General features: G+C 57.8%; 21 protein-coding genes and 1 other RNA gene. 18 read left to right on the forward strand and 4 right to left on the reverse strand.

Annotation, left to right across the window (positions count from 1 at the left end):
- Positions 1 to 428: 428 nt before the first annotated feature.
- The 8 genes from MHK04_RS11470 (at position 429) to MHK04_RS11505 (ending at position 7,149) form a co-directional block, all read left to right on the forward strand.
- A complete protein-coding gene (locus MHK04_RS11470; protein WP_023020811.1) occupies positions 429 to 809 on the forward strand; it encodes a hypothetical protein in 381 nt (126 codons plus the stop codon).
- On the forward strand, positions 802 to 1,563 hold the full coding sequence (locus tag MHK04_RS11475) for a hypothetical protein (protein WP_023020812.1): 762 nt from the start codon (positions 802 to 804) through the stop codon (positions 1,561 to 1,563). The genes MHK04_RS11470 and MHK04_RS11475 overlap by 8 nt, the downstream gene beginning before the upstream one ends.
- Positions 1,564 to 2,091: 528 nt before the next feature.
- Entirely contained in the window at positions 2,092 to 2,538 is a 447-nt protein-coding gene (locus MHK04_RS11480; RefSeq protein WP_023020814.1) for an ATP-binding cassette domain-containing protein, read from the forward strand.
- A 142-nt stretch (positions 2,539 to 2,680) separates the two neighbouring features.
- Positions 2,681 to 3,553, forward strand: coding sequence for an ABC transporter substrate-binding protein (locus tag MHK04_RS11485; RefSeq protein ID WP_023020815.1), 873 nt, complete (start codon positions 2,681 to 2,683; stop codon positions 3,551 to 3,553).
- Positions 3,554 to 3,582: 29 nt separating this feature from the next.
- Positions 3,583 to 4,515: a FecCD family ABC transporter permease gene (locus MHK04_RS11490; protein ID WP_239208868.1), complete on the forward strand. Its 933-nt coding sequence runs from the start codon at positions 3,583 to 3,585 to the stop codon at positions 4,513 to 4,515.
- Complete coding sequence (locus MHK04_RS11495; protein ID WP_023020817.1) at positions 4,505 to 5,488, forward strand: FecCD family ABC transporter permease; 984 nt, start codon at positions 4,505 to 4,507, stop codon at positions 5,486 to 5,488. Before MHK04_RS11490 ends, MHK04_RS11495 begins: the two co-directional genes overlap by 11 nt.
- A gap of 2 nt (positions 5,489 to 5,490) precedes the next feature.
- Positions 5,491 to 6,303, forward strand: coding sequence for an ABC transporter ATP-binding protein (locus MHK04_RS11500; protein ID WP_239208866.1), 813 nt, complete (start codon positions 5,491 to 5,493; stop codon positions 6,301 to 6,303).
- A gap of 24 nt (positions 6,304 to 6,327) precedes the next feature.
- A complete protein-coding gene (locus MHK04_RS11505; protein ID WP_239208864.1) occupies positions 6,328 to 7,149 on the forward strand; it encodes a kinesin in 822 nt (273 codons plus the stop codon).
- Positions 7,150 to 7,454: 305 nt separating this feature from the next.
- Here MHK04_RS11505 and MHK04_RS11510 read toward each other — a convergent pair whose 3' ends face one another.
- Complete coding sequence (locus MHK04_RS11510) at positions 7,455 to 7,895, reverse strand: DUF1990 family protein (RefSeq protein WP_239208862.1); 441 nt, start codon at positions 7,893 to 7,895, stop codon at positions 7,455 to 7,457.
- A gap of 149 nt (positions 7,896 to 8,044) precedes the next feature.
- Between MHK04_RS11510 and MHK04_RS11515 the strand changes: the two genes are divergently transcribed.
- The 4 genes from MHK04_RS11515 (at position 8,045) to MHK04_RS11530 (ending at position 11,808) form a co-directional block, all read left to right on the forward strand.
- On the forward strand, positions 8,045 to 9,124 hold the full coding sequence (locus tag MHK04_RS11515; RefSeq protein ID WP_239208860.1) for a S1 family peptidase: 1,080 nt from the start codon (positions 8,045 to 8,047) through the stop codon (positions 9,122 to 9,124).
- 259 nt (positions 9,125 to 9,383) lie between these two features.
- On the forward strand, positions 9,384 to 9,629 hold the full coding sequence (locus MHK04_RS11520; protein ID WP_084279013.1) for a FeoA domain-containing protein: 246 nt from the start codon (positions 9,384 to 9,386) through the stop codon (positions 9,627 to 9,629).
- Positions 9,629 to 11,551: a ferrous iron transport protein B gene (feoB, locus tag MHK04_RS11525; protein WP_023020824.1), complete on the forward strand. Its 1,923-nt coding sequence runs from the start codon at positions 9,629 to 9,631 to the stop codon at positions 11,549 to 11,551. The genes MHK04_RS11520 and feoB overlap by 1 nt, the downstream gene beginning before the upstream one ends.
- Positions 11,548 to 11,808: a hypothetical protein gene (locus MHK04_RS11530; protein ID WP_023020825.1), complete on the forward strand. Its 261-nt coding sequence runs from the start codon at positions 11,548 to 11,550 to the stop codon at positions 11,806 to 11,808. Before feoB ends, MHK04_RS11530 begins: the two co-directional genes overlap by 4 nt.
- Here the strand turns inward: MHK04_RS11530 and hisN are convergent.
- Complete coding sequence (hisN, locus tag MHK04_RS11535) at positions 11,805 to 12,587, reverse strand: histidinol-phosphatase (protein WP_023020826.1); 783 nt, start codon at positions 12,585 to 12,587, stop codon at positions 11,805 to 11,807. The two genes, MHK04_RS11530 and hisN, sit on opposite strands and share 4 nt — an antisense overlap.
- Positions 12,580 to 13,416 (reverse strand): inositol monophosphatase family protein, encoded by an 837-nt coding sequence (locus MHK04_RS11540; protein WP_023020827.1) that lies wholly within the window; start codon positions 13,414 to 13,416, stop codon positions 12,580 to 12,582. Before MHK04_RS11540 ends, hisN begins: the two co-directional genes overlap by 8 nt.
- 60 nt (positions 13,417 to 13,476) lie before the next feature.
- Here MHK04_RS11540 and prfB point away from each other — a divergent pair, with 60 nt between their 5' ends.
- Positions 13,477 to 14,580 (forward strand): peptide chain release factor 2, encoded by a 1,104-nt coding sequence (prfB, locus tag MHK04_RS11545; protein WP_239208858.1) that lies wholly within the window; start codon positions 13,477 to 13,479, stop codon positions 14,578 to 14,580.
- A gap of 83 nt (positions 14,581 to 14,663) precedes the next feature.
- Here prfB and MHK04_RS11550 read toward each other — a convergent pair whose 3' ends face one another.
- Positions 14,664 to 16,283 carry an AbgT family transporter gene (locus MHK04_RS11550; protein ID WP_239208856.1) on the reverse strand — a complete coding sequence of 540 codons (1,620 nt, stop codon included), beginning with the start codon at positions 16,281 to 16,283 and terminating at the stop codon, positions 14,664 to 14,666.
- Positions 16,284 to 16,392: 109 nt separating this feature from the next.
- Between MHK04_RS11550 and ftsE the strand changes: the two genes are divergently transcribed.
- The 5 genes from ftsE to ssrA all read left to right on the forward strand — a co-directional run bounded on the left by ftsE (position 16,393) and on the right by ssrA (position 19,321).
- A complete protein-coding gene (ftsE, locus tag MHK04_RS11555) occupies positions 16,393 to 17,082 on the forward strand; it encodes a cell division ATP-binding protein FtsE (protein ID WP_239208854.1) in 690 nt (229 codons plus the stop codon).
- Positions 17,079 to 17,981: a permease-like cell division protein FtsX gene (gene ftsX / locus MHK04_RS11560; protein WP_239208852.1), complete on the forward strand. Its 903-nt coding sequence runs from the start codon at positions 17,079 to 17,081 to the stop codon at positions 17,979 to 17,981. Before ftsE ends, ftsX begins: the two co-directional genes overlap by 4 nt.
- A gap of 44 nt (positions 17,982 to 18,025) precedes the next feature.
- A complete protein-coding gene (smpB, locus tag MHK04_RS11565; protein ID WP_005322310.1) occupies positions 18,026 to 18,529 on the forward strand; it encodes an SsrA-binding protein SmpB in 504 nt (167 codons plus the stop codon).
- Entirely contained in the window at positions 18,522 to 18,878 is a 357-nt protein-coding gene (locus tag MHK04_RS11570; protein ID WP_239208850.1) for a DUF488 domain-containing protein, read from the forward strand. The genes smpB and MHK04_RS11570 overlap by 8 nt, the downstream gene beginning before the upstream one ends.
- A gap of 62 nt (positions 18,879 to 18,940) precedes the next feature.
- Positions 18,941 to 19,321, forward strand: a transfer-messenger RNA (tmRNA) gene (gene ssrA / locus MHK04_RS11575).
- Positions 19,322 to 19,727: the final 406 nt, after the last annotated feature.

Genomic DNA, 19,727 nt, shown 5'->3' on the forward strand with positions numbered 1-19,727 from the left:
CATGCAACTCAACCGCCGTCCCCGCAAAACCCTGGGCTTTCAAACACCAGCCGAGAAAATGGCCGCACTGATAAACTCAACCGAAACATAGGAAGTGTTTCCACGACCACTAAAATCCGCCGAAATCGCCATTTGGTGCACTAGTCTCAAAATCCTGCACCGCGCAATCCCGCAACCGGATCTGCGCTTCACAAAGAGATCACTGCAGCACAACGACGCGGATATGATGATTTTGCCAAGAATTTCGGTCCTGACGTCGATACCTATACTCGGAACGAAGTGAGAGCCATCGAGGTAGAGGCGCACACCTCGGTCGGATTCAGCCAATCTGAAGCGGAAGCACTAACCGATTATGGTATCGAGAAGCTCAAGCAACAAGGCTTGTCTCAACCTACAAATATCCCGTGGAACCCTGGAGTGTTATAAGAGTGTTAACGCAGCCCACCAACGAACAGCTGACGCAATTTCAATCGGACCTCGAAGACATCGTCACGCCAACCATGGAACAGCTTCACACGCGAATCCAGGAAACAGGGCCCCTGTCATCTGATGACGCAATCAGATTCGTTGCAGATATCACTGCGCTGACAATATTCGAGCTGGCCGAGCGACTTGACGGAAACGCTGACAAACCCGGCGCCCTCAGCTACAGGTTCGCTGCAGCAGAAGGGGAAGAAGTGCGCCTGCCTGCCGAAGTGCTCAGCGCCATCACCGGATGGCTTTCCGCTCCACAGGATCGAAACCCCCTCGCCGGGAAGATCAGCCACCCGTACCCCTTCGACTTTTACGGAGCGAAAGACTATGCATAGCGATTCCGCACTGCTGCTCATCGGACGACTGTATGCGAAAGTTTACGACCAATCCATGGACTCGGATGCCGCTGAGCACCTCCACCACCTGCTGAGCAATATTCATGACACCACCGCCATCGATGAGGCCATCTACGCCTACCAAGGCGAAATACTCGGCATCCTGCTGGATTCAGTGAATCAGTCCGACTCGCTCGAGTTGTACACGGCGAGTACGTCGCAGCGCGAGTCTCTTAACTTGGCCATCACCGCCCTCGAAGATACACCTCAGTCTATGGTGGCACTCGACGCAATTGCGCAGTTGGCGCAGGTTGAACCACCAGCTCCCGGCCAAGCCAAAATCGACATCCCCACGGAAAATCTCTCGAGCGACGCCCGAAAACTTTCAGCGCTCGGCCTCCACCAGGGCATCGCCATTTCGGTCCCGCATTTGGGCATTCCGATCTTGGAAGGCGACGAAACCACTGACATCTCCACCTCGTCTACCGTATTGGGCGAGCAACGTTACGCCTCTGCCAAAGCCGTACCCAAGTGGCTGACTCACTTGTCGGAGGCTCCGTCCGCTAGCTTCGTTACGTACCAGAATTCGCACGGCGAGACCCTCCAGGTCAAGTTTAATGCCAAGGGAAACTACTTCCCGCTTCTTCTCACGAACCATAACGGAGACCGCCGCCTCGACAAACTACCGTCCGCGAGACAAGCCGAAAACCACATCGTGGCCTGGCTAGACAATTCACAATCACCGATCATCTAGCTGCCACTCAAAAGCGGTTTGGGTCTGTTTACTTTGGAGATAGAAAACTGGGGCCTGACCCCCCGACGTGTCTAATTTCCGGGGTCAGGCCCATGAATGTCATGCGCAGGCTAAAAACGGTGGCCTGATTAAGATAAACTGATTGGTAAGGAATTTGTTGTGAAAGAAAGAACGATCATTCCGGGAATACTTTTTGGAATTGTCTTGGGCGTCGCAACCCTTTATGGCGGAGTGCTCCTGTCCACATGGCTTCCAATACCTTTCGTCTTCTATGGGCTACCTCTACCTTCATTGGTGGTGTTGGGTGTATTAGCCATATCTGTCTACATGTTGAAAAAGGATCGGCTTAGCGACCGATCATGGCGTGCTTTTGCCTTCACATTCGCCGCGGCTTTCGTCGTATCAGCGTTCTTATGGGTGAGCACCATTTCTGGCTATGGAAACTTCGCATAGCCTATAGATATGGAACCGTTGTAAGGCCAATGACAGTTAGCCCCTCTAGATTGATGAACTGCTCCCCATTCGCCGATGAGGGCCATTTTCGTTTTCTTCGGCGGCCAGCGGCAATGGGCACGGCTTGCACTGGCTCTGGCTCAGGGCGCGCCGGTGCCGCTGCTCGACGAGCCTACGACCTTCCTTGATCCCGCCCACGCGATTAGTGTTTTGGAGCTCGTTCGCAAGCAAGCCCGCGCTGGTAAGACAGTCGTTGTTGTGCTGCACGACCACATGTTGGCTGGTCAGTACTCCGACACCAGGGCGGTTATGAACAACGGCGAGGTCATAGCCCGGGGGACTCCCAAGGAAGCACTGCGGAAGGATATTTTAGCCGCAGCCTACGGTATCGATGTAGAAATCTGGGACGATCCTTTCAGCGACGCCCCCCGTCATCGTTTCCCGCGCTGTGCTCAAGGGCTAGAGCATTCGAAAGATGAACACCAAAGACCGCAGTTTGGAGTTCGTTCGCAGAGGCTGTAGATGATCGTGGCTAGAGCGGATTTCGGTTTCCGCTCCTCACCGCTATCCCTCATGGAACTCATCCTGTGGCTGCATGGTCCGTCATGGAGAGGGAAGCAATCAGGCTCTAGACAGTAAACCCTTATAAAGCTAAGGTAAGCCTATGCAAAAGAGAGACTTCATGAATGTGCGTGCAGTTATCGCACTTGTAGCCACCCTAGCCCTAGGCGCAGGCCTTGTTGCGTGTTCTTCTGATTCTTCTCAGGGACCGGGTGAAGATAGGAAAATCGAGCGAGTTGTGGCGCTCGATTGGCGCTATGAGGAAATTCTCAAGGCCCTCGATGTGGACCCAGTGGGAATCGTGGAAATCGGCAAGTCGGAGGCACCAACTACGTTGAAGGGACAGTTAGGTCAGGCGACCTCCGTGGGCCAAGCCAAGCAGCCGAACCTAGAAGTTATCCAGTCTTTGGAACCAGATCTGATTTTGGCTAGCCCTACCCGTCAAGCTGATATCATGCCGCAACTGGAAGAGATTGCGCAGACGGAATCCTACCCAGATGAAACTTACTCGGACGTGCTGGACTCGATGGATGAGATCGCGGCCAAACTCGGCAAAGAGGAAAAGGCTAAAGATGTCCGTCAGCGCATCGAGGACAAGATTGCTCAGACCAAGGACACGGTAAAGCCGGGTAGTCGTGCTGTCGTGGCTGGCTGGTCCAGCGAGATGCTCTATACCTGGGTCAACCCCTCTTTCTCTCAGTCGCTACTGAGTAAAGTGGGCTATGACTATGCCTTCGAAGGCGAGAAGTCTTCTATCGAATCTAAGACTGATGTAGCGGAACTGACCGGCGATAAGCTCCCTGGAATGAAGGCTGACCGAGTCTTTATGTACAAGGACGTCGAAGCGTTTAAAAAGACGCCCTATGCCAAGGGCAGCGGTGACATCGTAGAGGTAGACCAAGATATCTGGTCGCGCGCCCGCGGGCCATTATCTGCCGAGCATATGCTCGATGACATTATCGCCGCTGAAAAGTAGTGGCACCTCGAACTAAAGCCAGCGTCTGCTTGGTCCTTGCAACCGCTGCCGCTGCCTTTGTGTGGTGGTGGCGGCTCCGCCATGTTCAGGTGCCAGTTGATACCCCGTGGTTAGAAGAAGAGCTGCATAGCGTGGCTTTTGACCGTCTCCTTGCTACCACGGTGGTCGGTATTGCACTAGGTGTAGGTGGGTTATTGCTGCGCACGGCAACCGCGAATCCGCTCGCCGATCCGTCCATCACTGGTGTGAACTCCGGTGCGGCACTCGGTGCAGTCGCAACCGCAATGTTTTTAGGAAGCGAAACCTCGAGCGTTGACCAGCTGCCCGGTGCGCTGCTGGGTGCGGGGATTGCTGTGGGGGTGACGGTGGGCGTCGGCAAGAGCGGTGCGATCCAGCGCATGGTTCTGGTTGGCGTTGCCGTTTCCTCGCTGTGTAGCGCCTTGACCTCCATTTTCCTGGTGGTGGATGAAGCTCAACTGGCGACGGTGATGTCGTGGCTTTCTAGCCGGCTTGCCGGTGTACGCCTAAGCGATATTATGCCCGCGCTGATCGCTGTGCTGGTCGTGGTTCCCTTGACTTTAGTCGGTGCGAAAACGCTGGACTTGCTCGTAGCTGGCGATGCCGTGGCCGGTGCTGTGGGGGCGAAGCCGGAGCGCATTCGGTTGGCCGCCATTGTGGCGGCGGTAGTGCTCGTTGCTCCTTCGGTAGCCGCAACCGGGCCGATTGGATTTTTGGGGCTGATGGCCGCGACCGTAGCGTGGCGGGTGTGCGGCCCGCACCATCGCATGGGGCTATGTGTGGCTGGAATTGTAGGAGCAGCGGTGCTTCTGGTGGCCGACTCGGTTGGGCAGGCAATCTGGGCGCCAGCCGAGACCCCAGTGGGCATCGTGACTTCTTTGGCTGGCATGCCCTTAGTGCTGTGGTCCGTCCATGCGCTAGGGAGGAGGAGACATGCGGCATAAGAGAATTGTAGGGGTTCTAGTAGGACTCATCCTGGCGTTGATATTGAGCGCAGTTATCGGCATGGGCGTCGGTGCGGTGATGAAATCGCCGGGCGAGGTGACCACTGGCTTCTTTACCGGAGATCCGCTCATATGGAAGTACCGCGCACCGCGGATCTTGGTGGGTATTTGCGCGGGCAGTGCCATGGCTGTTTCTGGCTGTATATTGCAATCCGCGCTACGCAATCCCTTGGCCGCACCAGATACGGTGGGTATTACCTCCGGCGGTGGGCTCGCGGCCGTTGCGGTACTTATGGGAGCAGGCGCCCTGCCGGCCCACCTGCTGACCTTTATCGCCTTTATCGGCGCGTTGGCTGGAACTGGGTTGGTTCTCCTTCTCGCCGGACGCGGGGCAAGCGATCCGGTGCGCCTGCCCCTTACCGGGGTGGCGGTATCTTTTGGGCTGGGTGCCATCACCGAATTGCTCCTGGTGCGCGCCGCGCCAGAGGCAGGAGCGGCCATGACATGGCTGAAAGGTTCGCTTTACGCCCGCTCGCTTGGCGACGCCACTATTGTCGCCCCCTTTATCCTTCTCGCCCTAACCGCCGCGATGGTGGTGGCAAAACACCTGGATATGCTCGCACTGGATGATTCCACCATGGCCGGCATTGGAGTGAACGCCAAGATGTGGCGCCTAATAGCAATAGCTTTGGCCGTTATCCTCGGCGCAGCGGGAGTCGCCGCGGCTGGGGTCTTGGGCTTCGCCGGGCTCATCGTCCCACATGCTGCCCGCTTGATGGTTGGTTCGAACCTGCGCCGGCAAATGCCCGTGGCGGCCCTAGGCGGCGCGACCCTCGTGACTGTATGCGATACGTTCGGTCGCTGGGCCTTCGCCCCCACGGAAATCCCCGTTGGCGCGCTCATCGCGCTGATTGGCGCACCCTATTTCATTTTCCTATTGACTGGGCTAACCCGAGTGCGAAATGGAGGCTAGACATGACATTGACATGTAGCGGATTGACCGTGGGTTACGGTGGTCCCGATGTGGTCAAAGATGTAAATCTCCGCTTATCTAGCGGTCAAGTAACGGCTCTGATCGGGCCGAATGGCTGCGGCAAATCGACGCTTCTCAAAACATTGGGGCGCCAACTTACGCCCAGCGCAGGCGCGGTGTACCTCGCGGACCAAAAAATTAGTGAGTATTCCTCGCGTGCCTTTGCCCGTGAAGTTTCTTTTCTGCCACAACACCCTGCGGCTCCGGAAGGGGTACTAGTGCGCGACGTTATCGGCTACGGCCGCTATCCCTATACAGGGGCGCTAGCGACGATGCGGGCCGGAGATCATGCAGCGGTTGAGCGTGCTGCCTCGCGTGCTGGGGTGAGCGACCTTCTCGACGTCCCTGCTGCAGACCTTTCCGGCGGTCAACGCCAGCGTGTTTTCCTCGCCATGACCTTGGCCCAAGAAACACCAATTACCTTGCTTGACGAGCCGACTACTTACCTCGACCCTGCGCACCAACTGTCCATCTTGGAGCTCATCCGAGACCTCAATGGTGCCGGGACCACAGTGGTCATGGTGGTCCACGATATGGTCCATGCTGCGCGTTACGCCGATCGAATCGTAGCCATGCGTGAGGGGCGCATTGTGGCCGAAGGGCCTACCGAGGAGGTGATGACCGCTGAACTCGTACGCGAAACCTTCCAAGTTGAGTGTTTAGAGATGACTGATCCAACCACCGGTAGACGCTTTCCTATCCCCATTTCCGTGCACGCTCCTGAACTTTCTGGAACCCTAGAAGGAAGAAGATAAATCTATTAAAAGGAGTAAGTAGCAATGGCAAACGATCTAGGCCACGAGGTCGACTTGGACCGTAACGAATACAAGTACTTAGCTTCTGAGGATTCTGTGTCTTCAGCTGCTAAGTCTGACAAGTCCTCTGGGGCGGCTGCAGGTGCCGCTGCTGGTGCAGTTGCTGCGGGTGCCGCAGGCGCTGCCGGCCTGTCCAAGCCGGTCGGTAAGCCATCTGCGGATGGCGATGAGTCCACCGCAAGCAAGTATGAGCCGCAGAACCACGTTGTCGCTGGAGCGGAGGAAGAACATGTGGCTAAGGCTGCCGAGCAGCCGGACCTGCAGGAAGCGCTGGATGAGAACAATGCAGACTACGCGCCTAGCCAGCACATCGTGGGTGAGGCAAAGGAAGAGCACATTGGTTCCGCCCCACAGCAGCCGGACCTGCAGGAAGCACTGGATGAGAACAACGCGGATTACGCGCCTAGCCAGCACATCGTGGGTGAAGCAAAAGAAGAGCACATTGGAACTGCCCCGCAGCAGCCAGACATTGATCTAGAAGCTGCTGGTGAGACCCCAACCTCTGTCAATGATCTGGATGTAGATCCAGAGATGTCTGGCGATGACCGAGACGAAGCAGATGACGTCACCGGCGAGGCTGGCAATGAGCGTTTGGACCAGCTGAAGGGGAAGGCATCGGAGGCAGGTAGCGCCGTAGGTGATGCCTTCCAGCGTGCTAAGGGCTTTGTGGAAGATAAGGCTCACGAGTACCAAGAAGAGACCACGAAGAAGGGCGGATTCTTCGATCGCGTCAAGGGCGCTGTTCGTGACGCACGCGAATCCATCGAAGATAAACGCAAGAATTAGATCCACGTTTTCTTCGGATTAAAGGGCCGTCTCCTTACAGGGAGGCGGCTTTATTTGATCGAAATATACTCGGCAATCATCCGATCTTTTGTGGATACCGTAGAGGAAAAAGTTCTCTTAACGTGATGGGGGAGAAGAGGTTGCACCCTTAGTAGAGGATCCACAGGTGCTGCTTGTCAACGAACCCACGGCTGTCCTAAGCCGCTGCCGCTCCCAGCATGACCTGATGTTCAATTCCTGGTGAGCACCACAAAAAGGTAGAACGGACAGCTTAAAGGCGAGATGAATGCGGCTATCGTTGCCGCTTAGTCCAGCGCGTGGAGATATAGCCGGCTGATAAGCAGGCGCCTCGGCACGTCCACAAGGGGGCGCAGGAAGGGGAGGAAGGGCTCTGAGGCGGCGTCGATAAGCAACACCGTGCGACCATCGCGCAGGCGCTCTAGGGTGAAGGTTTCTTCGCCGCGCTCGAGGTGTCCAGGGAGGGTGCCATAGGTGAATCCGCAGCGGCCGTCCTCATGGAAGACATCGACAACCCGGCAGCGAAAATTCAATGGCCCCAAGCCGAGGGTAACCTCCGCGCCGAGCTCCACAACCTCATGGGTCGGGCGGACACGGAAAAGACCGCTGCGTTGTACTGACCAGTGGAAAAGTCGGTGTGCGGCGGCGTCAAAGTCAGCATCGATAACCCGCGACATATGCAACTGGGGAAAGCCGGAGGTATCGGTATAGGAAAGCGGTGTGGGCATGTTCTCCATGATAGGGGAGGGGTGATCACCCCCGAAGTCTGGAAGAAATATAACGGCTTGGACACAGTCACAAGAGTTTGCTGTTTCCACAATTCTTTCGTGCCACTATCGAGCTTGCACGATGTTGACAACTGAAAGTAGGTACCTTGATGCTTCGCATTCCGCACCTTAAGAAAGTTCTGGTGGGCTCGGCTTTCGCTGGTGCGTTTTTTCTGGGTTCCCCGGCCGCAGGCGCCCAGGAATTGCCCCAACCGGATTTCGACTCCGCAGGGATTATTAACCAGGTCCGCGATGGCCTGGCGGAGGTTGGTATCCAGACCCCGCAGGTGGATAAGAACGTCACCGATGCTGTAGATGCTTCTGTACGCAATGCGCAGGACGTGGCACAGCAGCATGCGCAGTACGCGGAGCCGATGACTAATCCGAATCCCATCGGTCTAGCGGAGCAGGCTACCCAGCCGGAGTTTAAACCGCAGGGCACCAATCCGAACTATAAGTGGAAAAACGATGGATTTTCCAAGGTAGCCGCCGGAAAGCCACAGGCTGATTACGTCCTGCACCGTGTGCCGGGTTCCATGTTTGATGCCCCACGCATTCCAGAAGAGTCTGTTGCAGCCATGAATCAGGGTGAGTCCCTCTATGGTCCAGGTACCCCGCTCTACGTTAATGACAAGACGATGTGCACTCTGACCGCGGCAGGCAACGATAATGGTGGCCGCAAGGTGGGGCTGACCGCTGGCCACTGCGGCAATGTGGGCGATTCAGTTACCTCCGCTGATTCGGAGCAAATCGGACCGACGGGCACCGTGGTGTCTAAGAACGAGGACTTGGACTACGCCGTTATTGAGTTCGGCTCCAAGGCTAAGGTGTCCCGTTCCTACAATGGCGTAACTGTCAATGAACTAGGCGGTGGCGTCAAACCGGGCCAGCAGGTGTGCAAGCAGGGCGTTGCCACCGGCAAGACCTGTGGCATTACCTATCAGCAGGCAAAGAAGATTCAGGTAAACCAAGTCTGCGCCATGATGGGTGATTCTGGCGCGCCGTTGCTCGTCAATGGCCGACTCATTGGTTCCATTTCCGGTGGATTCCTGCCGGTGAATTTCCCGTGCCGAACCCCATTGCAGGGGCCGGTTCATAACCCGACCGCTGCCACCAATATGGATGCGGTCCTAGCAGATGTGAACCGCCGCGATGGCGTAGGTGCCGGTTTCACGCTGCCTGAAGACTAGCTGTACTGAGCCATTCGCCCGCTCCCCAGCTCGGGGAGCGGGCTTTTTGCGTCCCTGCCCGGTGCTGATAATCACAACTAATCGGCTCTTGTGTGAAATGCTTGCGCGGACTAAGGTTAGCCTTATCTAGTAGCTACTTAGGTGTGGCTAATATCACCGGCATGGTCCGGTCAGAGAGAACCGAGGTAACCACGCGATGTTGCAGCTGTCCTTGTTATCCCGCACCCGGCGCAAACCGGGGTGTGAAAAATCCGAGTGTATGCGCGCCGATCAGGCACCGGTGGACGCTCTGGTGGAACTTCCTGAGTGCTGCTTGCAGCACGCCATCGACGAGCGGCCGGCGTTGGCGCTGCGCTTGCGGGAATTAGGTTTCCGCCCAGGTGTGCGCGTACAGATCGGCCGCAAGGTAGCCGGCGGCGCACGCCTAGTTACCGTAGGCACCGCCCACTATGCGGTGGATGCGGCTACTCTTCGCCAGCTCGAAGTCATCCCGGTGGCAGCATAATGGCACGGAAAACCGCTGCGCCGAGCTGCCATTCCACCTCCTCGATGCGCATTGCGAAGGAGGGAACGCCGGTCCTCGCATTGGTCGGGGCTCCAAATTCCGGCAAATCTACCTTGTTCAATGCGCTAACCGGAGCGAAGGTGCAGACCGGAAACTGGCCAGGTACCTCCGTTGAGATAAGCCGTGGCTTGTGGAATGCGCAGCCAGAGGCCTTTGACATCATTGATCTTCCTGGTGCTTATTCATTGGATCCAATGAGCCCAGACGAGGAATTTACCCGCGATATGCTCGTGGAGGCTCCGCCGTGTGAGCGCCCCGATGTGGTTGTGGTGCTCGTGGACGCCACTGCGCCGGCGCGCGGACTGAACCTCGCTTTCCAGATTGCGGAGCACCCATACCGGGTAGTGATTGGGGTGACCAAGGAGGACATCGCCAAGCAGCAGGGCATAAGCATCGATACGTCCGCGCTTTCACACGAGGTGGGCATCCCGGTGGTCAGCGTTAACGGTCGGCGGCGTGAAAACTTGGATGCGCTCGAGCGCGAGGTTGCCCGTGCAATGCACACTGATCCGCGGACCATCCGGCCCAATGCTGACCTAGACCAGCGCTTTGTGGATTTGGACGCGGCGGAAAAAGCTGCCGTTTCACGGACGGATACTGGCGAACCGCTCAGCCACCGCGCGGACCGCCTAGTCTTGCACCCAGTGCTCGGGCCGATTCTGTTTCTGGCGGTGATGTGGGCGGTCTTCTTCATCACCACTACTGTCGCGGGTCCGCTACAGGACGGATTAGAAGCATTCATCACCGGCCCCGTCTCCGCCGCTGCGCGCAGCATCCTCCCGGATAACTGGCTGCTCACAGGCTTGTTGGTGGATGGTCTCATCGGTGGTGTAGGCATGGTGCTCACCTTCGCGCCGCTTCTTGCGCTGATGTTTTTGTGCTTGGCGGTGCTGGAGGATTCCGGCTATATGGCGCGCGCGGCCGTGGTCACTGACCGCGTGATGCGCGCCATCGGCCTGCCGGGTAAGGCTTTTATCCCCATCGTGGTGGGCTATGGCTGCAATGTACCGGCTATCTCAGCCACGCGCGTGCTTGGCGACGTCCGCCACCGCATCCTCACCTGCCTGCTTATTCCCTTTACTTCATGCTCTGCGCGTCTCATCGTATTTATGATGCTGGCACAGGTATTTTTCCCTGCTCATGCCGGTTCCGCGGTATTTGCCATGTACGTGCTGTCCATCGCTTTGGTGGTGTTGGTAGGCCTGGCGCTGCGCCGCACGGTGTGGCGGGCCATGCCGGCCGAAGCCCTCGTTATCGACCTTCCGGCCTATCAGCTGCCCACCTTTAGACTCACCATCTCAGTAATGTGGGTGCGCCTCAAGGGCTTCTTACATACCGCCGGCGGCATCATCGTGGCCACGGTGGTAGTCATCTGGCTGCTCATGTCCATCCCGGTCACCGGCGGGCACTCCTTTAACGAAGAGGCAGTGCCGCCACAGGATTCCGCCTATGGTGCCGTTGCTCAGGCAATGTCTCCCGTCTTTGCCCCGGCAGGCTTTGGTTCTTGGTCGCTGACCGGACCCTTGGTCACCGGATTCGTGGCGAAGGAAACCCTCATTTCCACGTGGGCACAGACGTACGCAGTCGAAGACGTCACTGACGATGCACCGGAAGAGCAAGCAGAATCCCCACTGGCCAGCCATATCCGCGCTGATTTTGATGCGGCCTCTGGCGGGCACGGGCTCGCGGCAGTATGGGCGTACATGGTATTCCTGCTGGCCTACACCCCGTGCGTAGCCACGGTAGCCGCGCAGCGGCGAGAAATAGGCTGGAAGTGGACACTCATCGGCTTCGCCCTACAACTCGGCTCCGCCTGGATCCTGGCGGTGGGAGTTTTCCAAGTCCTCAAGGTCTTCCTATGAGCCCCACGGAGCAGGTCAAGGAGGCCATTAAACAGGGAAAATCCAACCCGGCTGACATTGCAAAAGCTACTGGGTTAGGGCAGGGGACCGTGGAAATCATCCTCGCCCACCTCGAACGCACGGCGGAGCTGGTGCGTGAATCGCTCACTTCGTGCCCCACCGGCGGCTGCGGCAGTTGCGCGCAGGCGGGTGGTTGTTCCGCTGCAGCTACCGAGCACCGCGGTCCGGTGCTGCTCCAGCTGCGGAGAAGACCCTAGCCCTGTAGCGCGGCGAGGGCGTGCTTATGAAGCAGTCCGTTGGAGGCTACGCCGGATCCGCCATGCGGGCCGGGGTTTCCTTCAAGGTCAGTGAAGGTACCGCCGGCCTCGGTCACGATGAGCGAGGGCGCAGCGAGGTCCCACAGGGAAACCTCCGGTTCGGCGGCGATATCTACTGCGCCTTCGGCGACGAGGCAATAGGACCAGAAGTCTCCGTAGCCGCGCAGGCGCCACGTTTTATCCGTTAGCGCGAGGAATTTATCGCGCAATCCGCGCTCAGCCCATCCGGTAAGCGAGCTCATCGCCAGCGAAGAATCGGAGAGCTTTTCTACGTGGGAAACGCTCAAACGCTTCGGCTCGCCGCCGAACACGCGGAAGGCACCCGCGCCCTTGGCCGCGTACCAGCGGCGGCGCAGGGCGGGAGCGGAGACGACGGATACCACCGGTTCGCCGTCTTCCAAGAGGGAAATGAGCGTGGCCCATACGGGCACGCCACGCACGAAGTTCTTGGTGCCGTCGATGGGATCGATGACCCACTGGCGGCCTTTATAACAGGCCTCGCCGCCGTATTCCTCGCCCAGCACCTCATCGCGCGGGCGGGAGCGCTTGAGGGATTCGCGGATTTGCTTCTCACAGGTGAGGTCCGCATCCGATACGGGAGACATATCCGGCTTTTCCTTAACGGAAAGATCCGAGGCCTCGAAACGATGCATGGTTACCACATCGGCATGGCCCGCCAGCTCGAGCGCGAGGCCCAAGTCTTCTTTGAACTTACCCACGGAGCCAATCCTCCATCTGATCCACTACCAATTTATTGCCGGCGAGGCACCATTCGACACCGCCGGCTTCTACCTTGCGGGCGGCACCACCGGCTGCTTCAACGAGAGCTTTGCCGGGGAACCAATCCCAATCCGCTACCGAATGCTGCATCCATGCGCCCCACGTGCCATCGGCTACGGAGGACAGGTCAACAGAACCGGCACCGAGCATACGGACTGTAGCAAAGTTTTCCGCCACGCGCTGCCATGCCCCGCGGATATCCGCATCCATCAGCGAGGTCGGGTGCAAATAGGTAGATAGCGAAATCTGCTTGGCTGGCTGAGCCGCAAGGCGGGAAACTTCTTTGCCGTCCAGAGAAGTGGGGTAGTCGCGGCCACCGAACCACGTATAACCCATGGCGGGGCGGTGGACGGCGCCGAGGGTGATCCCGGTGGCGTCGGCAAGCGCGAGGGCAGAGCACCAATAATCGGAGCCGGAAGAGAAATTGTAGGTGCCATCGACTGGGTCAATGACCCAGGTGCGGCCGGACTGGGATTCGCGGGCGGCGCCCTCCTCACCCAGGATGCCGTCCTCCGGGCGCACGGCCTCGAGCACGCCCGCGACGAAGCGCTCGGCCGCGCGGTCTGCATCCGTGACAACGTCCGAGATGGAAGTCTTTTGCTCCACGTCAACGCCCATCTCGCGCAGGCGCCACGCCAAGCGTCCGGCGTTATAGACGAGGGCCTGCGCAAGGTGCGCATCCCCGTCATCCGCATGCGCGACAATAAAGGTCTTGATGACCGCGTCGATCATCTCCTGCAAGCTCGGCTTTTGATCCATGCCCACCATTGTCACCCTAAACGCGGCCGATGGCTAATTGTGATGGCCCGGTGGGTAGGATTGGGGCCTATGCGTCCCGAAGTAACAGCACGGCTCAAGCAACTAGAATCCACCCTGACCACCATTGAGAAGGTCATGGACCCAGAGGCTTTGGCTGCCCGCATTCGGGAACTAGAGGCCCAGGCCGGGGATCCATCCCTGTGGGACGACCCCGTACATGCCCAAAAGGTCACCTCTGAGCTTTCCGCAGCGCAGGCGAAGGTTCGCAAGCTAGAAGCGCTGCGCGGGCGTCTCGAGGACATGCCCGTCATGTACGAACTTGCGGAAGAGGAAGGGGATTCTTCCCTGGCAGACGAGGAGCTCGATTCCCTGGAGTCCGCCATCGAATCCCTAGAGGTCACCACCATGCTTTCCGGTGAGTATGACCCGCGTGAGGCGGTTATCAATATTCGCTCTGGTGCCGGCGGTGTGGATGCGGCGGACTGGGCTGAAATGCTTATGCGCATGTATACCCGCTGGGCAGAAAAGCACGGCCACAAGGTGGATGTATATGACATTTCCTATGCGGAGGAAGCGGGCATCAAGTCAGCCACGTTCGTAGTCCATGGTGAGTACATGTACGGCCAGCTTTCCGTGGAACAAGGCGCGCATCGCTTGGTGCGCATCTCGCCTTTTGATAATCAAGGCCGACGCCAGACCTCCTTCGCCGAGGTGGAAGTCCTGCCGGTGGTGGAACAGACCGACCACATCGATATCCCGGACAATGATGTGCGCGTCGATGTTTATCGTTCTTCGGGCCCTGGCGGACAGTCCGTCAACACCACCGACTCCGCGGTGCGCCTGACCCACATTCCCACCGGAATCGTGGTCACCTGCCAGAACGAAAAATCGCAGATTCAAAATAAGGCCTCGGCTATGCGCGTGCTGCAGGCAAAGCTCTTGGAGCGCAAGCGCCAAGAGGAGCAGGCCGAGCTTGACGCTCTGGGCGCTGGTGGTAACGCCTCCTGGGGCAATCAGATGCGCTCCTACGTGTTGCACCCGTACCAGATGGTCAAAGACCTGCGCACCAACTTTGAGGTGGGCGATCCATCCAAGGTGCTCGATGGCGATATCGATGGCTTCCTAGAATCCGGAATTCGCTGGCGCATGCAGCAACAAGAAGACCAAGCTTAAGTCCATACTGATCGGGCTGAACTGAACGCAAAAAGGCCGAACTGAGGGGAGAAAATCCTCAGTTCGGCCTGATCTTTATGGACCTAACCCACGTAGTCCATCGGTGCACCCGGTCCCAGCGGAATGCCGATGAGGTACCAGATGACAAAGAAGATGAACCAGCCCACCAGCATGCACAGCGAGTAGGGCAGAGCGAGCGACATCAAAGTACCCACACCCGCGTGCTTGTAGTAGCGCTGCAAGAAGGTCAACGCCAGAGCGAAGTAGGGTGACATTGGGGTGATGATATTCGTTGGGGAGTCACCGATACGGAAGAGCATCTGGGAAACCTCAGGTGAGACGCCCACATACATCATCATCGGCACGATGACCGGGGCCATCAGCGCCCACTGGGCGGAACCGGAGGTGATGAAGAGGTTAAGCAGTGCGACCATGGCGACCAGCGCGGCGAACATGAGCAACGGCGGCAGGGACCAGTGCTGAAGTAGCTCGGAGCCCTTAATAGCGGTCCATACGCCGAGGTTGGACCACTCGAACCAGGCGAGGAACTGTGCCACCGCGAAGAAGAGGACCAGCATGGGGACAAGGGTCTCGATGCCCTTGGCCATAAACTCCGGTACATCAGCAAAAGACTTCACGGTGCCTGCCGCTAGGCCGTAGACGATGCCGCACACCAAGAAAGCCAAGGCAATCGGCACCGCGATGGCGCTAATGAGCGGCGACTCCATGAAGCTATCCTCTTGGCTTGCCAGCGGGGAGCCAGGGATAAATAGGAGTGCAAAGAAGGCGGCAAGGAAGAGCACGAGTGCGATGCCGGAAGCAATCAAACCGCGCTGTTCGTTGGGCTTGATGCGCATTGCCTCTTCATCGTCGGTGAAGTCGTACTCCTCATCCTCTTCTGCATTCGCGCCGGCCCCACCGGCGGCCTTGGAAAAAGACACCTCTTCATAATTAATGTGATCGTGGTCCACCAGCTCGCGGGCCTTTGTGACCATGAGGAATTCCGTGACCGCGGTAATGATGAGCGAAAGCACAATAGCGGAGGGAATGACGAAGAAGATATTGGCCAGCGGGCTGACTTCATATTCTGGGTCCACAAACTGTGCGGCCGGGGTAGAAATGCCCGCCAGCAGGAGGTCGGTGATATTCAGAATCAGCGAGGCATTAAAGCCGGCAGACGACGCCGCAAAGGCCACCATCGCGCCCACGATGGGGGAGCGGCCCACCGCGTGGAAGGCCATGGCTCCCAGCGGAATGAGGATGACGTAAATGGCATCGGAGGCCACGGAGCCGGTCACACCGGCCAACGCCACAACGAAGGTAAGCATCTTGGCACTGACCTTGGTGACCATGCCGCGCACCAAGGCGGAAAGCAGGCCGGACTGTTCGGCCACGGCCACGCCGAGCATTACGGCGAGGATGACACCCAGCGGTGGGAAACTGGTGAAGTTTTCCACCGCGTCAGTAACCATGCGCGAGATATTCTCGGTGGTCAGTAGCGATTGCACCTCAATGGTCTCGCCTGTCTTAGGATCCTCGGCGCTCATGCCAATGAGGTGCCCCAGCCAGGAGGTCACAGCAACGATTGCCGCGAGGATGACGAAGAGCCAGAACGGATCCGGCAGCTTATTGCCAATCTTTTCTACAGTGCCCAGGAAGCCGCTTGCAGAACGTGGTTTTTCTTTAGTTTCGGTTTCGGCCATAGTATCGGCACTTTCTGTCGATTGGGTCGGAACGAATTAGTGTCTTAGACCACATTACTTAAATATAGTTCACAGCGCGGTGTCAACTTTGGTTGCTACAGTGATTCGCGTGATTAGATTCGACAACGTGACTAAGGCCTACTCCGCCGAGTCCCGCCCAGCACTTGACGGGGTGTCTTTCGAGATTGCGGATGGTGAATTCGCTTTCCTGATCGGTCCATCCGGTTCCGGTAAGTCCACCTTCTTGGAGCTGATGGTGCGCTATAGCAACGTAACTGAAGGCGATATTTACTTTGATGATTTCCACGTCAATGAGCTTTCCGGCAAGCAGATCAACGCGCTGCGTCAGTCCATTGGGTACGTCTTCCAGGATTTCCGCCTGCTTCCAAAGCTGACGGTGTATCAAAACGTGGCCTTTGCGCTGGAGGTCATTGGCAAGAGTAAGTACCGCATTTCCACCGCGGTCCCGCAGGTATTGGAGCTGGTGGGACTCCACGATCGCCACAACGCCTATCCGCATGAACTCTCCGGTGGTGAACAGCAGCGGGTAGCCATCGCTCGTGCGGTGGTTAATCGGCCAAAGCTCTTGCTTGCCGACGAACCCACGGGCAACCTCGACCCCGCCACCGCCGACGAAATCATGGACTTGCTGCTGGGCATCAATCGTCGCGGCACCACCGTGGTCATGTCCACCCATAACGCCCGCGCCGTCAATAAGGCGCGCAAGCGCGTGCTGGAGCTACGCAATGGAGTGCTCGTGCGCGATGAGCATGACGCACAATACGAGGGGGAAGCATGAAGCTAGGATTTATTTTCCGCGAAGCCACAAAGGGTCTGGGCCGCAATTTGACCATGACCATCGCCATGATCATTACTACCGCGATTGCGGTCGGGCTCGTTGTCGCCGGCATCATGGTGACCAACCTGACCAAGGACACCAAGGAAATCTATCTCGACCGCGTCGAGGTCATGGTTCAGCTCAATGAGGATATTTCTGCTGGGGATCCAGACTGTACGAGTCCGGCCTGTGCGGATATCAAGGAACAGTTGGAGGCGGATGATTCCGTCGAGTCCGTGGAATACCGCAACCGCGCAGATTCCTATGAGCGGTTCAAAGAACTTTTCCAAGACACCGACCCTGTGATGGTGGAACAAACCTCCCCTGATGCGCTGCCGGCTGCATTCCACGTGCGGCTTGTAGACCCAGAAGACGCCTCGGCAATCGATGCGATTCGGGATAACCCAGCGGTAGAGGACGTCGTTGACCAGCAGCAAGAGGTGCGCAATGCCGCCAGCAACCTCGACTCCATCCGCAATGCCACCTTCATCCTGGCTATCGTGATGTCTGTGGCGGCCATCTTCTTGGTGGCTAATATGGTGCAAATTGCTGCATTCCATCGCACTCGCGAAACGGAGATCATGCGCATGGTGGGCGCAAGCCGGTGGATGACGCAGGCGCCATTCGTCACGGAAGCAGTCTTGGCTTCCCTCATCGGTGTACTCCTCGGCGGAGCCGGCATCTTCTTGGGTAAGTCCCAAGTGGTGGACCCGTCCCTGCAGGGACTTTATGAATCCCAGCTGCTGGCTCCTATGAAATCCGGCGATCTCTGGATTGCCCTCCCGCTCGTCGGCCTGCTAGCGCTGGTGGTTACCGCCATCACGGCCCATATCACCCTGCGGTCATATGTACGCAAATAGTCTGTTTGCCGGGCCAGTCAAAAGGGCACTACACTGGCATAACTATGGCTAAGAAGGGCAAGAAAAACAAGAAGGCGGCATCCGGCGAGGCTACGCTTGCGACCAACCGCCGGGCCCGGCACGACTACAAAATTCTCGAGGAGTACGAGTGTGGCATCGTCCTGCTCGGCACCGAGATCAAATCCCTGCGGGAGGGGAAAATCTCGCTCAATGATGCCTTTGCCACCATTGACGATGGTGAAGTGTACTTGCGGAACCTCCACATTCCGGAGTACTCCATGGGCTCGTGGACGAACCACAGCCCGCGGCGCACCCGCAAGCTTTTATTGCACCGCCGCGAGATCGACAAACTTTATGGCCAGGTGCGCAATGGCAATAAAACCCTGGTGCCGCTCAAGGTTTATCTCAAAAATGGCTACGCCAAGCTTTCGCTTGCGCTGGCACAAGGCAAGCAGGACTATGACAAGCGAGAGGATATTAAGCGCCGCGACCAGGACCGTGAAATTTCCCGCGAGCTCGGCCGCCGCGTGAAGGGCATCAATGTTTAAGACAGCGAAAGTCCACGACGTCGTCAAGGGTGAGGACACCATCGAAGGCGTCGGGGTGCTGGTGGATCGGATGTGGCCTCGGGGCGTCGCTAAGAGCGACCTAGACTATAAAGAGTGGTTCAAGGAAGTCGCGCCGAGTCCGGAGCTGCGCAAATGGTGGAACCACGACGAGGATCGTTTCGACGAGTTTGCCCGCCGCTACAAGACTGAGCTGGATGACAATGACTCCGAAGAGCTCACCCAGCTGCTTGCGCTTGCCGACGCCACCCTTCTCTTCGCCGCCGCCAACCGCAAGGTCAATCACGCGGTGGTCCTTAAAGAGTGGCTGGAGGAGCACTTGAGGAAATAAAAGTGGGTGGGGTAGTGTTATACGAACCGTGGGGAAGATGCACTATCCCGTCCCTACCGCATGGGGTTGATTTGGTTTCGACTTCGTGCACTGAGCCAGGGGAAGCGTGCCGGTGCAGGCTAACGACCACCGTATAAGCGTCGTAGCAACCAATAAACGCAGAGAAGAACTCTCAGCGTGACTACGCCCTCGCTGCCTAATTACAGCGACGCGTGTCTGTCAGCCTAGGTTTCGTTCCTGACCTAGAACCTGGCATCGACTAAGGAACTAGCCGGCTGGCCGGGTCATCAGGACCAGTCGGGACTCTTACTGGTGACTGGGCCCATCATCCGGACGTGTTCGCCCGATCCGGAGGGCCGAGCAGAGATCCTGTGCGGACTGCGCACGGAGAAGCCCTGGCAAGGTGACGAAGGACCCGGGTTCAATTCCCGGCAGCTCCACCGATAGGCCCCCGAGAAATCGGGGGCCTTTTTCCATGCAAGGAGCCCGGTGGTCAGCTTGCTGATAATTGCCCGCTCTCCCCAATCCATTTTTGGGATCGTCCATCTAAAGGGGGGCGGTCCACCAGAGAGGCCTTTCAAATATGGGAGAAAGCATCTCGATTGCAGGTTTCCTTGAGACATTAGTAGCTATGGTGCCACTTAGCCAGGTAAAACTCTGCCATAATGCCCTTTATCCTGGGGATTTGTGTTGTTGGGTTGTGGTGGACTACATTAATCCAAGTCGCCGAGAGGTAGCCGGGAGGTTACTTGTGAGCGAATTTTGTACGGACTTGGTTCGATGATTTGATTTTGTTCTTTGAGTTGAGTAAGTTTGTACGGGCTGCCGATGAGAGGTTAACGGGAAGTT

It is taken from the genome of Corynebacterium nasorum (assembly GCF_022345765.1).
Taxonomy (GTDB): Bacteria; Actinomycetota; Actinomycetes; order Mycobacteriales; family Mycobacteriaceae; genus Corynebacterium; species Corynebacterium kefirresidentii.